Origin of the sequence: Streptomyces sp. NPDC001903 (assembly GCF_042891345.1) — a bacterium.
GTDB lineage: Bacteria > Actinomycetota > Actinomycetes > Streptomycetales > Streptomycetaceae > Streptomyces.
On the sequence record NZ_JBIASZ010000023.1, the window covers coordinates 73230 to 85459 of the forward strand.

Annotated in this window: 12 protein-coding genes; 5 read left to right on the plus strand and 7 right to left on the minus strand. The window is 73.0% G+C overall.

Annotated features, from left to right (window positions below; all coding sequences use genetic code 11):
- Window positions 1-47: 47 nt before the first annotated feature.
- On the minus strand, window positions 48-878 hold the full coding sequence (gene nadE, locus ACFYZS_RS35365; RefSeq protein ID WP_389022029.1) for an ammonia-dependent NAD(+) synthetase: 831 nt from the start codon (window positions 876-878) through the stop codon (window positions 48-50).
- Window positions 879-1051: 173 nt separating this feature from the next.
- Here nadE and ACFYZS_RS35370 point away from each other — a divergent pair, with 173 nt between their 5' ends.
- On the plus strand, window positions 1052-1501 hold the full coding sequence (locus ACFYZS_RS35370; RefSeq protein WP_389022032.1) for a hypothetical protein: 450 nt from the start codon (window positions 1052-1054) through the stop codon (window positions 1499-1501).
- Window positions 1502-1506: 5 nt separating this feature from the next.
- On the opposite strand, the gene ACFYZS_RS35375 is transcribed toward ACFYZS_RS35370, so the two are convergent.
- The gene (locus tag ACFYZS_RS35375) at window positions 1507-2175 is read right to left on the minus strand and encodes a TetR/AcrR family transcriptional regulator (RefSeq protein ID WP_389022035.1); all 669 of its coding nucleotides are present in this window, start codon (window positions 2173-2175) and stop codon (window positions 1507-1509) included.
- Between the two features lie 124 nt (window positions 2176-2299).
- Between ACFYZS_RS35375 and ACFYZS_RS35380 the strand changes: the two genes are divergently transcribed.
- Both ACFYZS_RS35380 and ACFYZS_RS35385 read left to right on the plus strand, forming a co-directional pair.
- Window positions 2300-4540: an MMPL family transporter gene (locus ACFYZS_RS35380; protein WP_389022038.1), complete on the plus strand. Its 2241-nt coding sequence runs from the start codon at window positions 2300-2302 to the stop codon at window positions 4538-4540.
- Window positions 4537-5298, plus strand: a complete 762-nt coding sequence (locus ACFYZS_RS35385) for a DUF2993 domain-containing protein (RefSeq protein ID WP_389022041.1) — start codon at window positions 4537-4539, stop codon at window positions 5296-5298. The genes ACFYZS_RS35380 and ACFYZS_RS35385 overlap by 4 nt, the downstream gene beginning before the upstream one ends.
- A gap of 33 nt (window positions 5299-5331) precedes the next feature.
- On the opposite strand, the gene ACFYZS_RS35390 is transcribed toward ACFYZS_RS35385, so the two are convergent.
- Window positions 5332-6123, minus strand: coding sequence for an SDR family NAD(P)-dependent oxidoreductase (locus ACFYZS_RS35390; RefSeq protein ID WP_389022044.1), 792 nt, complete (start codon window positions 6121-6123; stop codon window positions 5332-5334).
- Window positions 6124-6209: 86 nt separating this feature from the next.
- Window positions 6210-6794 carry a TetR/AcrR family transcriptional regulator gene (locus tag ACFYZS_RS35395; protein WP_389022047.1) on the minus strand — a complete coding sequence of 195 codons (585 nt, stop codon included), beginning with the start codon at window positions 6792-6794 and terminating at the stop codon, window positions 6210-6212.
- A 92-nt stretch (window positions 6795-6886) separates the two neighbouring features.
- On the opposite strand from ACFYZS_RS35395, the gene ACFYZS_RS35400 reads away from it, so the two are divergent.
- A complete protein-coding gene (locus ACFYZS_RS35400) occupies window positions 6887-7828 on the plus strand; it encodes an NAD-dependent epimerase/dehydratase family protein (protein WP_389022050.1) in 942 nt (313 codons plus the stop codon).
- 8 nt (window positions 7829-7836) lie between these two features.
- Here the strand turns inward: ACFYZS_RS35400 and ACFYZS_RS35405 are convergent, their stop codons facing one another.
- From ACFYZS_RS35405 to ACFYZS_RS35415, 3 genes are all read right to left on the minus strand, one after another.
- Complete coding sequence (locus tag ACFYZS_RS35405; protein WP_389022053.1) at window positions 7837-8409, minus strand: toxin; 573 nt, start codon at window positions 8407-8409, stop codon at window positions 7837-7839.
- On the minus strand, window positions 8406-8873 hold the full coding sequence (locus ACFYZS_RS35410; RefSeq protein WP_389022056.1) for a helix-turn-helix domain-containing protein: 468 nt from the start codon (window positions 8871-8873) through the stop codon (window positions 8406-8408). The genes ACFYZS_RS35405 and ACFYZS_RS35410 overlap by 4 nt, the downstream gene beginning before the upstream one ends.
- A gap of 298 nt (window positions 8874-9171) precedes the next feature.
- Window positions 9172-10326: an MAB_1171c family putative transporter gene (locus ACFYZS_RS35415; RefSeq protein WP_389022059.1), complete on the minus strand. Its 1155-nt coding sequence runs from the start codon at window positions 10324-10326 to the stop codon at window positions 9172-9174.
- Between the two features lie 112 nt (window positions 10327-10438).
- On the opposite strand from ACFYZS_RS35415, the gene argG reads away from it, so the two are divergent.
- Window positions 10439-11887, plus strand: coding sequence for an argininosuccinate synthase (argG, locus tag ACFYZS_RS35420; protein WP_389022062.1), 1449 nt, complete (start codon window positions 10439-10441; stop codon window positions 11885-11887).
- Window positions 11888-12230 lie beyond the last annotated feature (343 nt).

Consider the following 12230-nt stretch of genomic DNA (forward strand, 5'->3'; position numbering starts at 1 on the left):
GTCTCCCCGTCCCGAGCCGGATGATCCACGTGCCGCCGGGCGGCGCGTTACGGGGCGATCGGGAGGCGGCGCTTGTGGTCGGTCAGGCGGTAGCGGCGGACGATCGTGTCGAAGGCGCGCTCGTCGACCGGCTTGCCCTCCAGGAAGTCGTCGATGTCGTCGTACGTGACACCCAGCGCGTCCTCGTCGGCCTTGCCCGGGTCCAGGGTCTCCAGGTCCGCCGTGGGGGTCTTCCAGACCAGCTCCGCGGGGGCGCCCAGGGCGTCGGCCACGGCGCGCACCCGGCGCTTGGTCAGACCGGTCAGCGGGACCAGGTCGGCCGCGCCGTCGCCGAACTTCGTGAAGAAGCCGGAGACCGCCTCGGCCGCGTGGTCGGTGCCGACGACCAGGCCGTCGTGGGCCCCGGCCACCGCGTACTGGGCGATCATGCGCTGGCGGGCCTTGATGTTGCCCTGCACGAAGTCCTGGTGGTGGGCGTCCCGGAACACGGTGCCCCCGGCGAGGGCGGCCTCCAGCGCGGCGTCGCTGGCGGGCTTCACGTCCACCGTCAGCACCCGGTCCGCCTTGATGAAGCCGAGGGCCAGCTGGGCGTCCTTCTCGTCCGCCTGGACGCCGTACGGCAGCCGCATCGCGTGGAACGTCGCCTCGTGGCCGGCCTCGCGGGCCCGCTCCACGGCGAGCTGGCACAGCCGTCCGGCCGTGGTGGAGTCGACCCCGCCGCTGATGCCGAGGACCAGGGAGCGCAGGCCGGTGGAGGTGAGCCGCTCGGCCAGGAAGGCCACCCGGCGCTCGATCTCCACGTGCGCGTCGAAGGTCTCCGACACCTGGAGTTCCCGGGCGATCTCCTGCTGCAGAACGGTGGACGCCGGCCGGCTCACGGCTGCTCCTCGTGGTCGATGGTGATGCGTGGGTGCACTGCCCTGCCGACCCTAGTCGAACCCCTCCGGCGGCTCGAAGGCGGCCGGGCTTGACGGATGCGTCCGAAGTTATGACACTCGAAGTGCAAGTAGTTGTTTTCTTGTCGATGACCCCCGAGGGTCAGGAGGCAGTCGTGTCGGAGCGTCGGATCTACGTGGTCGCGGGGGCCGTCATGGGTGGCGTCTGGGCGTGGGGCTCGGACACTCCCGCCTGGGAACACGCGCTGCGCCTCGTCGTGCTCGTCGCGTGTGCCGCACTGGTGATGTCGCTGCGGCACCGCCGCCGGGCCCGTCTCGGCCGGCCCGTCGACCGCCGTCTGCACTGCGGCCTGCTGCTCGGGAAGGTGCTGCTGGTGGTGGCGGCCCTGCTGCTCGACCAGCTGCTCGGCCTGTGGGTCGCCGAGCCGAGCCTGATCACCGCGGCCGTCCTGTTCGCGGGCATCGCGGCGGGCGGCCCCGCACTGCACCGGCGGCTCGCTCGGGGCGGCAGCGGCGCGGGCGGCAGCCGCGCGGCCGGCCGCGGGACCCCGGCGGCCCGCACACCCTCGGACCACCGGGTCCTGTCGGGGGCCGACGCGCGGTAGGCGCCCTACGGCCGGTCGGCCGGCCCGGCCTGCGCGCTCGGCCCGGCCGGCCGGTCGGCCGGGTCCGTACTGGCCAGGAGGGCGTGCACGGCCGTCTCCATCGTCCGGGCGGCCGCCTCGACACTGAGGCCGCTGTTGCGCCAGTGGTACCAGGCGCCCCAGGTGGTCACCGCGTCCAGCCCGTGGAGCACCTCGGTCCTGCGCTCGGCGGGCAGCCGGTCGAGCTCCTCGCCGAAGACCTCGGCCAGCCGGCTCCGGGCGAAGTCCAGGACCTGCCGGGTGACCTCCTGGATCCGGTCGCCGTGCTGCTCCAGCCTCATCAGCGTCAGCTGGGCCGGTGTGATCCACTCCAGGATCCGCGCGCGCTGTTCCGTGAGCGCCGAGACCCGTGCGGCCCGCGGGCCGTCGGTCGGCAGGGGCCTGGTCTGCTCCATGAGCTGCTCCAGGCGCCGCGCGATGGCGGTCTCCACCAGCTGGGACATGTCGGCGAAGTGGTGGAAGACCAGGCGGCGGGAGACGCCGGCGCGCTCGGCGACGCGGTCCGCGGGGAAGTGCGACTCGCCCTCGTCGAGCAGGGACAGTACGGCGTCCGCGATCTTCACGCGGGACTGGCGGCTGCGCTCGGCGCGGCCGTCCGCGAGTCGTTCCTGTGGCTGCCCGGCCGACTGCTGCACGTTGACCCCTCCCGGCTTCGCTCCTCGCCATTGTCGCAAAGGGGGCGGCATGTCCGTCACTCCGTGCCGCCCTGTCGTGCCGGGCGGGAGCCCGCGTTGATTTAATTGCACTTCAAGTGTAATGATGCCGGAAACGAGCCACGCCGACGAGGGGGATCCCGTACGCATGTTCGCCACCCTGGGGCGCTGGTGCGCCCGACGGCCGAAGCGGGTCGTGACCGCCTGGCTCCTGCTGCTGGTGGGCCTGGCCGCGGCGGTGGGCGTGCTCGGCAGCGCGACCACCGAGACGGTCTCCATACCGGGCAGCGACAGCCAGGCGGCCCACGACGCGGCCCGTGCGTTCGCCGACTCCGCCTCGGGCCGCCAGCCCCTCGTCCTGCACACGCCCGCCGACGGCCCGTCCCTCGCCTCGGACCGGGCACGTGACGCGGTCCAGGCGGCCGCCCGCGCCCTCGCCGCCCGCGACCACGTCGTCGCCGTCACCACCCCGTACGAGCCGGGCGGCGCTGCGGCCCTCGCCCCCGACGGGCACACCGCCTATCTCGCGGTCGAGCTGGACCTGGCCGGCCGGGACATCACCGCCGCCGTCGTCCACGACCTCATGGACGCCGCCCGGCCGGCTCAAGCCGCCGGCATCGAGGTCACTCCCGGCGGCAACCTGGCCGAGGCCGCCGACAAGAAGTCCACCCGGAGCAGCGAGGTCATCGGGCTCGTCGCGGCCTTCGCCGTCCTCTTCCTCGGGTTCCGCAAGCCGGTCGCGGCCGCGGTGCCGCTGGCCACGGCCGTCGTGGGGCTCGGCATCTCGCTCGCAGTCATCGGCCTCGCCGGCCACGTGACGGACATGCCCTCCTCCGGCGCCACCATCGCGGCGATGATCGGGCTCGGCGTGGGCATCGACTACAGCCTCTTCTGCCTCACCCGTTTCCGTGAACTCCTCGCCACCGGGAAGCCGATCGAGGACGCCGCCGCCCTGACGATCGGCGCCTCCGGCAAGGCGGTGGCCTTCGCCGGCGCCGCGGTCATCGCGGCCCTCGCCAGCCTGGCCCTCGGCGGCCTGCCGCTGCTCCGCGCCCTGGCGCTCGCGCCCGGCATCGCCGTCCTGGTCGCCATGGCGGCCACCCTGACCCTGCTCCCCGCACTGCTCACCCTGCTGGGCCGGCGCCTGGCCCCCGCCCCGGCCGCCCCGGACGGGCCCGAGGCCTCCGGGGCGCCCGCCCGCGGCTGGGCGCGCACCGCCCGGCACGTCGCCGACCGGCCGTGGCGGTACCTGCTCGCGGGCCTGGCCCTCTTCGCCCTGCCGGCGCTCGCCGCGACACAGCTGTCCTTCGGACAGCTCGACGGCGGCGACAAGTCCCCGGGTACGGCCGGCCGTACGGCATACGACCGGCTCGCGTCCGCATTCGGCCCCGGCGTCAACGGACCGCTCCAGGTAACCGACACCCTGGCGAAGCCGGTCTCCGGACCGGCCGACCCCGCCGTCACGGCCGTCGCTCAGGCGCTCAAGGACACCAGCGGCGTCGCCGCGGTCGGACCCGCCCAACTGAGCCGCGACGCCAGGACCGTGCGCTGGCAGGTCACCCCCACCACCGCGCCCGGCGATCCCCGTACCGCCGCCCTGGTGCACCGCCTGCGCGAGCACACCCTCCCGCCCGTCACCCGGAACACGGGCCGGGAAGTCCACGTGGGCGGCATCCCCGCGACCCAGCTGGACCTCAACGACCGGCTCGCGCGGCGCCTGCCTGCGGTCATCGGAGCCGTCCTCGCCATCGCCGGGCTGCTCCTGCTGCTGGCCTTCCGGTCCCCGCTGGTCGCCGCCAAGGCGGCCGTGCTCAACCTGCTCTCGGTGGCCGCCGCCTACGGCGTGCTCACCGCGCTGTTCCAGTGGGGCTGGGGAGCGGCGCCGCTGGGCCTCGGCGGACCCGTGCCGATCCCCGGCTACGTACCGCTGCTCATGTTCGCCGTCCTGTTCGGGCTCTCCATGGACTACGAGGTCTTCCTGCTGAGCGCGGTACGCGAGGCGTGGCTGGCGAGCGCGGACAACCGCGGCGCGGTGATCACCGGCCTGGCGCGGACCGGCCGGATCATCACGTCCGCCGCGCTCATCATGGTGTGCGTCTTCCTCGGCTACCTCCTGTGGGACGACCCCGTCGTCAAGATGTTCGGGATCGGCCTCGCCACCGCCGTCGCGCTCGACGCCACGGTCGTGCGCGGGCTCCTCGTCCCCACCACGATGGTCCTGCTCGGCAAGGCCAACTGGTGGCTCCCGCGATGGCTCGACCGGCTGCTGCCGCAGATGCACATCGAAGGCGGCGAGCAGGACGCCGCCCGTCCCTCCTCCGTCCCCGACCCCGTGAGGAACGCATGAACCACCGCACCGCCGAGGCCCGCGCCCGCGCACGGGCCGTCGTACGAGGGTCCGCCGCACGCGGCACCGCCGCGCGCCGACCGCCCCGCCCGCGCCGCACCCGGAGGTGGGCGCCGGCCGCCGCGTGCGCGCTGCTCGCCGGCCTCGTACTGGCCGACCGCGTGGCCGTCGGCGCGGCCGAGGGCCGGATGGCCGACCGGATCGCGGCCCGGCAGAGCGCCCTGGTCGCGGCGCCGGACGTCTCCATCGACGGTTTTCCCTTCCTGTGGAACGCGGCCGCGGGAAGCTACCCCGAGGTGGAGGTGGACGGCCGGGCGAAGACGGAGGACGGGCTGCCCGTCACCGCCTCCTTCGACCTGCGCGAGGTGTCCAGGACGGCGGGAGGGTACGCGGCGGCGCAGGCGCGGGCCGAGTTCAAGGTCCCCCTCGACGCACTCGCGGCGAAGCGCGGTCCCGGTGTCCGGCTGACCGGGCACGACGGGCGGCTGCAGATCACCCGGTCCGTCATGGGCGTGCCGCTGGTCGTGACCGCCGCGCTGGGGCTCTCCGGCGGCACCGTCACGCTCGAACCGACGGAGGCGTCCTTGGCCGGGCGTCCCCTGAACCCGGCCAATCCGCAGATCGCGGCCGCGCTGAAGGCGGCGGAGCGCAAGATCCCCGACCTGCCGCTCGGCCTCGTCCCGTCCGGGATCTCCGTCGACGCCGGCGCCGTCACCGTGCACGGCGAGGCGAAAAACGTCACCCTCCCCGGGGCGTGAGCGGGGGAGGCCCCGCGCCGCCCGGCGGCCCGGTCAGCGGCTCTTCTTCTGGGCTTCGACGATGCTCCGGACCGTGTCGTCCACCCCGGAGCGGCTCTGCACCCACTCCGAGAAGGCGGGGAACTGCCCGGCGATCGCGATGAGCACCTTCAACTCGGCGGGTGCGATGTTGACTTCACACCGGTTGCGTTCGACGGCGCGGATGACGCCCCGCGCCACCCGGGCCGGCGAGGAGGTCCGCGCGCCGCCGGGGGTCTTGACGCCGGTCGCGGCGTGCATGCCCGCGTCGCGGACGAATCCCGGCTGGATGACGGACACCCCCACGCCCGTGCCGCGCAGATCCTGCCGGAACGCCAGCGCGAATCCGCGCAGCCCGAACTTCGTCGCGTCGTACAGCGAGGACGACTTGGTGGCCGCCTTTCCCGAGATCGAGCCGATGAGGGCGATGTGTCCGCGCCCCGCACCGACCATCCGGGGCGCGAGCAGTCGGGACAGCATGACCGGTGCCCGCAGGTTCACGGCGAGGGCCCGATCGATCTGCTCGGGGGTGTAGTCCAGCAGGTCGCCGCTGGACGGGAGAGCCGCGTTGGCGATGAGGATGTCGGTCTCCGGGCACTCCTCGGCCAGCCGCTCGACCTCGGACGGGTCGGCGAGATCGGCGAGGACGGGCCGGGCGCCGAGTTGCGCGGCGACTGCCTTGAGCGCGTCCTCGCGGCGCCCGGTGACCACGAGGTCGGCACCCTTCGCCGCGAGCGTACGGGCCAGCGTGAGGCCTATGCCGCCTGTGGCCCCGGTGAGGAGAACCGTTGATCCGGTGATGCGCATCCCAAACCCTCCTGTCACTGTTCGTTTGAACGAACAGTGACAGTCAAGTGGCCCGGGAGGCCAGGGACTTCACCGAACCCGGCCGGTCACCCGCCGGCGGGCGCGGCGGCGCGCAGGCCTTCGAGCAGGGTGGCCAGGTAGCGGCGCGCGGTGTCGACGCGGTCGGCGGGAGCGGCGCCGTGGACGTCCACGGCGTACGCGATGCCGCACATGAGCGGGACCAGATCGCCCGGGGCCAGGTCCTGGCGGACGGCCCCGGCGGTCCGGGCCCGGTCGAGCAGTACCCGGCCGGTCGACCAGAGCGCCGCCTTGAGTTCCGTGGTGCGGGGGAGGGAGTCTTCGGGCGCGGCCGTGACGGGGGCCAAAGAGGCGTCGGTGACCTGCACTTCGAGGGTGCGGGTCAGGAAGCCCTCCAGCGCGTGCCAGGGGTCCGGGTCGGCCAGCGCCTGCCCGCCGTGGGCGGCCAGGGCCTCCAGGCTGGGGGTGGCGACGGTCTCCAGCAGCGCCTCGGGCGTGGCGAAGTGCCGGTAGACGGTGCCGACGCCGAGTCCGGCGCGGCGGGCGACGTCGTTGAGCTGCAGCGCCGCGCCCTGGTCGACCAGCTCCCGGGCGACGGCGACGATCCGCTCCCAGTTGCGGGCCGCGTCCTTGCGCAGTGGCGTCGTCGTCATGGGGACATGGTAACTGGATGGCTCATCCGGATGTGCCGCGCTCCCGCTCCGGCCGTCGAAGGAGTGGCGGTCGGTCGCGCTAGTGTTCCCGTGTGAGCCTTCATGTCGTCATGGGATTCGGGCCCGCAGGGGCCGCCACCGCTCGACTCCTGGCCGAGGAGGGGCATTCGGTACGGGTCGTGACCAGGTCGGCCCGCGCCGCCGAGCCGGGCATCGAGCACCTCGCGCTGGACGCGGCGGACGGCAGGCGGCTGGCCGAGGCGGCCCGCGGCGCGGCCGCGATCCACCACTGCGCCGCTCCGCCCTACCACCGCTGGGCCGGGCAATGGCCTCCGCTCGTCTCGTCCGCCTGCGCCGCGGCGGAGGAGACCGGCGCCGTCCTCGTCATGCTGGGCAACCTCTACGGCTACGGACCCGTGGACGGCCCCCTGACGGAGGGGCTTCCCCTGGCGGCCACCGGGACCAAGGGCCGGGTGCGCGCCGCCGGTTGGGAAACGGCGCGGAAGCTGCACGAAGCGGGCCGCATCCGGGCGGTCGAGGTGCGGGCCTCGGACTTCTTCGGGCCCGGCGTGACCGACGGCGGGCACTTGGCCGGGCGGGTCGTGCCGCCCCTGCTCCGCGGCAAGCCCGTCTCCACCCTCGGCGATCCGGACGCCCCGCACAGCTGGAGCTACCTTCCCGACGTGGCCCGGGCCCTGGTCGCGGTCGCGGGCGAGGAGCGGGCCTGGGGACGCGCCTGGCACGCCCCGACGGGACCCGCCCGGTCCGTCCGGGAGATGGTGGACCTGCTCGCCGCGCAGGCGGGCGCGGGGCCGGTCGCGGTGCGCCGGCTGCCGTCGGCCGTCCTGGGCGCGGCCTCGCTCTTCTCGCCGCTGCTGCGCGAACTGAAGGAGATCCGCTACCAGTTCGACCGCCCGTTCATCGTCGACTCGACGGCCTGCGAAACCGAGTTCGCCCTCCGCGCCACTCCCGTCGACGAGCAGGTCGAGGCGACGGTGGACTGGTGGCGCGGGCGACTGGCCGCCCCGCGGTGACGCCCGCGTCAGAAGAGCGTGCGCTCGATGCGGCGGAGCATCTCGGTCTTCCCGGCCGCGCCGCCCTCCGCGGCCGCGGGCGGGTCCTCCCCGCGTGCCGGCGCTCCGCCCGGCCGCTGCGACAGCAGGTAGGCGATGACCTCCGCCTCCTGTTCCTGGACGTCGTCGTACGTGGCGCGCAGCAGCATGTCGCGCACGAGGGCGGGGTCGAGGTTGGGGAAGAGGATCCGGGAGCTCGCCTCGTCCAGCACGCCGGGTCCGCGGTGGCCGCAGATGATGTGCCCCAGCTCGTGCAGGACGATGTGCTCCTGATGCGCGCCGGTGGTGTTGGCGTCGTAGAAGATCAGGTCCTCGTCGCGCGCGGCGACCCACATGCCGCACGGCTGTGACGCGGGCATCGGCATGGGCACCAGTGTGATGGGCCGGTCGCGGGTCGCGCCGAGGTGGCGGCAGAGCTCGTCCACATCGGCTCCCTCCGGGAGGCCGAGTGCGGCGATCCGCCGCGCGCCGTCCTTCCGGAGCTTCTTGAGACCGCTGCGGCGGTCCTGGTCGGCCGTCCGCCCCTTCCAGGGGACCCTCACTCCGGATCCGAGGAGCCCGCCGATCCCGGGGGTTCGGCGGGGTCGGTGACGGGCGGAAGGCCCTGCAGCTGCCGGTACTGGTCCATGATGGCCGTGATGGCCTGGAGGTTCTCCTTCTTCATGCCGGCCGCGCGCATGGCCACGGAGCGCACTCCGGCCTGCCGCAGGGCCTCGATGGCGGCTATCTCGCCGAGCACCGACTCGGCGACCTCGTCGTCGAAGAAGTAGGCGACCGATACGCCGAAGAAACGGGCGAGGGCGGCCAGCAGGTCCGGTGAGGGATTGGAGCGCTTGCCGGTCCGCAGCTGAGACAAGTACACGCCGCCGGCCTTGATCTCGGGATTGACCCGCTTCAGCTCCTCGGCGACCTCGGCATTGGTCCAGCGCCTGCCCTTGGGACGAGCCGTCTTGAAGAGGTCGTCCAGACGCACTGCCAGCACGGGCCGGTCGTCAGTCTCGGACACTGCGCATCTCCCTCCCGTCACCTCCCCGGCATTGCTCTCAGCTATTTTCCAGTTTTGCAGATTAGCGGTCAGTTGACAATCTGGCGTGAGTCCGCCACCGTGGACCCCGTCGATAGCTGACAGCTAACTTTGCTTCACGGGGGTAGCCGAGTGAGTTGTCCGTCGTATCGGCCCGGCTCGGGCCGGCCCTCGGGGGATGGGGGCCGGTCTGGCCGGGATGCCTCTCCGGGCCCGGCCGCACACGGGGAAACCCGCCCGGCCTGACGGGGGGCAGACCGGGCGGGAGCTCTCGACCCGCTTAACTGATCTTACGGTAGACGGACGCGACTTGGGTGAGCCAAGCCACCTCCGCCGGGAAGTTGTCGGGGTCGCGGTCGTCGAACTCGCCGGCGTCCTTGCTGTGCTCGGGGGCGGTCCCGGTGCGCTTCGCCTCCAGCGCCTGCCTGATCCGCACCGCCTCGGCCAACGCCTGCCGGTACTCCTTGCCCGCCTCCGGGCCCGCGCCCGCGGTGTCGGCCGCGGACCGGTCGATGTACGGGCGCAAGTCCCGCCACCCGTCCCGTATTTCGATGACGCGCCGGTGCAGCCGGTAGTCCAGGTCGGACACCGGGACCGGAGCCGTACCGGGCGGCTCCAGGACGATGTCCGGAGAGGCCTCGTACAGGTCCCGCCAGAGCGGGTACAGCGCCCGGTACGAACGGTAACTGCGCACCCAGTCCAGCAGCTTGGCCGCCGAAGCCTCCCAGGAGGAGATGGTCAGGCTCAGCGAGAGCAGCAGGATGCCGGCCGCGCTGAACACGTTGGAGGCGAGCTGCCAGACGCCGATGTCGATCCCCGCCGCGGCGGTGAGGATGTTGACCGTCCGGCACGTGCAGTAGAGGAAGAGGACCACCGCGGCGACGGAGAGCAGGCGCAGCGCCTGTCGCAGCGAGGCCTTGCCCGTCATCCGGGCGTAGGGGCCGCACTGGCGGAAGATGGTCACGCACGGAACCGCCTGGGAGACGATGAAGACCAGGAGGTACGTGAGGACCAGGGGCTGTCCGCTGCCGGTGTTGAAGTCCGCCGCCGGACGGCTCGTCCCGTCGGCGACGAAGAAGAGCGCGATCAGCAGCGCGCTGAGCGCCGCCCCCGTCACCAGCCAGTAGCGGACCCTTCGCACCGCCTCCTCGGTGGCCGCCGCCCAGTGCAGCAGGATGATCTGGGCGCTGACGCAGAAGGCGACCGCCGACACGTGCATCACCAGGATGGCCAGGTTCCCCACGCCCAGGAAGCTGCCGCCTCCCATGGCGAGCGCGCCCATCGTGAACGTCAGGCACTGGAGCAGCAGGGTGACCATCAGGGCGCGGTAGGCGCTGTCGCGCCGGCTGCGCCCCGCTTGGCACAGCCGATAGGTGAGCGCGGCGTACGAGGAGAGCGCCGCGACGACGAAGCAGAGGGTTCTAGCGGTGTTCACGGCCCTCCTTCTCGTCGTCGGCAGTAGTGGAAACAGACATGGGCCGAACCGTACCCACCGGGTCGTCCGGCAGGCGTTTGCATAGCCATGCGTTTAAGTGCATACTCTTCCCATGTCAAAGGTTCTCACCTCCCTGCCCACCGGCGAGCGCGTCGGCATCGCCTTCTCCGGCGGCCTCGACACCTCCGTCGCGGTCGCGTGGATGCGCGACAAGGGTGCCGTCCCCTGCACCTACACCGCCGACATCGGCCAGTACGACGAGCCCGACATCGCGTCGGTGCCCGGTCGCGCGAAGGCCTACGGTGCCGAGATCGCGCGCCTGGTCGACTGCCGGGCGGCGCTGGTCGAGGAGGGTCTGGCCGCACTCGCCTGCGGGGCGTTCCACATCCGCTCGGGCGGCCGTGCGTACTTCAACACCACGCCGCTCGGCCGCGCCGTGACCGGCACCCTGCTGGTCCGGGCGATGCTCGAGGACGACGTACAGATCTGGGGCGACGGCTCGACCTTCAAGGGCAACGACATCGAGCGGTTCTACCGCTACGGCCTGCTCGCCAACCCCCACCTGCGCATCTACAAGCCGTGGCTCGACGCCGACTTCGTCCACGAGCTCGGCGGGCGCAAGGAGATGTCCGAGTGGCTCGTCGCCCACGGGCTGCCGTACCGCGACAGCACGGAGAAGGCGTACTCCACCGACGCCAACATCTGGGGCGCCACCCACGAGGCCAAGACGCTGGAGCACCTCGACACCGGCGTGGAGACCGTGCAGCCGATCATGGGCGTGCGGTTCTGGGACCCGTCGGTCGAGATCGCCGCCGAGGACGTGACCATCGGCTTCGACCAGGGCCGCCCGGTGACGATCAACGGCAAGGAGTTCCACTCCCCGGTCGACCTGGTGATGGAGGCCAACGCCATCGGCGGCCGCCACGGCATGGGCATGTCCGACCAGATCGAGAACCGGATCATCGAGGCCAAGAGCCGCGGCATCTACGAGGCGCCCGGCATGGCGCTCCTGCACGCCGCGTACGAGCGTCTCGTGAACGCGATCCACAACGAGGACACCCTCGCGCACTACCACTACGAGGGACGGCGCCTCGGCCGGCTCATGTACGAGGGCCGCTGGCTGGACCCGCAGGCGCTGATGGTGCGCGAGTCGCTCCAGCGCTGGGTCGGCTCGGCGGTCACCGGTGAGGTGACGCTGCGGCTGCGGCGCGGCGAGGACTACTCGATCCTCGACACCACCGGCCCGGCGTTCAGCTACCACCCGGACAAGCTCTCGATGGAGCGCACCGAGGACTCGGCGTTCGGCCCGGTGGACCGGATCGGCCAGCTCACCATGCGCAACCTCGACATCGCCGACTCGCGCGCCCGGCTCGAGCAGTACGCGGGCCTCGGCATCGTCGGCACCGCGCACCCCGAACTGATCGGCGCCGCGCAGGCGGCGGCGACCGGCCTGATCGGCGCCATGCCGGAGGGCGGCGCCGAGGCCATCGCCTCCCGCGGCGAGGTCTCCGAGGACGACGAGCTGCTGGACCGCGCGGCGATGGAGTTCGGCACCGACTGACCGACTGACCGGCTGACCGCCTACCGGCTGACCGGCCGGCGGGCCCCGCCCCGGGCGGTCCCACGTCGACGACGTGCGGACCGCCCGGGGCGTTCGCCCGCGTACCGCCGGAGGGCACGGACACCCGCCGGAACCGATCGTCGAGCCGCCGCCCCCGCCAAGGGGTGTCCGCCTGGGCGGTGTCTTTCGGATCATGCCGGGCCCGCGGCGCCTGGCACCGCGCCTCGCGGCGTTCTCGTCGGTCGCCGACACACCACGTCGGCTCCCTCCTCGGCCTTGCGATGCACGGCGCCAGACACCGCGGGCTGACCCGGCCTGATCCGAAAGACACCGCCTAGGATGC

Excerpts from the sequence above, each read along its gene's own strand:
- ACFYZS_RS35380 (WP_389022038.1), top strand. The coding sequence starts at position 2,300 with ATGCCGGAAACGAGCCACGCCGACGAGGGGGATCCCGTACGCATGTTC.
- ACFYZS_RS35385 (WP_389022041.1), top strand. The coding sequence starts at position 4,537 with ATGAACCACCGCACCGCCGAGGCCCGCGCCCGCGCACGGGCCGTCGTA.
- ACFYZS_RS35390 (WP_389022044.1), bottom strand. The coding sequence starts at position 6,123 with ATGCGCATCACCGGATCAACGGTTCTCCTCACCGGGGCCACAGGCGGC.
- ACFYZS_RS35395 (WP_389022047.1), bottom strand. The coding sequence starts at position 6,794 with ATGACGACGACGCCACTGCGCAAGGACGCGGCCCGCAACTGGGAGCGG.
- argG (WP_389022062.1), top strand. The coding sequence starts at position 10,439 with ATGTCAAAGGTTCTCACCTCCCTGCCCACCGGCGAGCGCGTCGGCATC.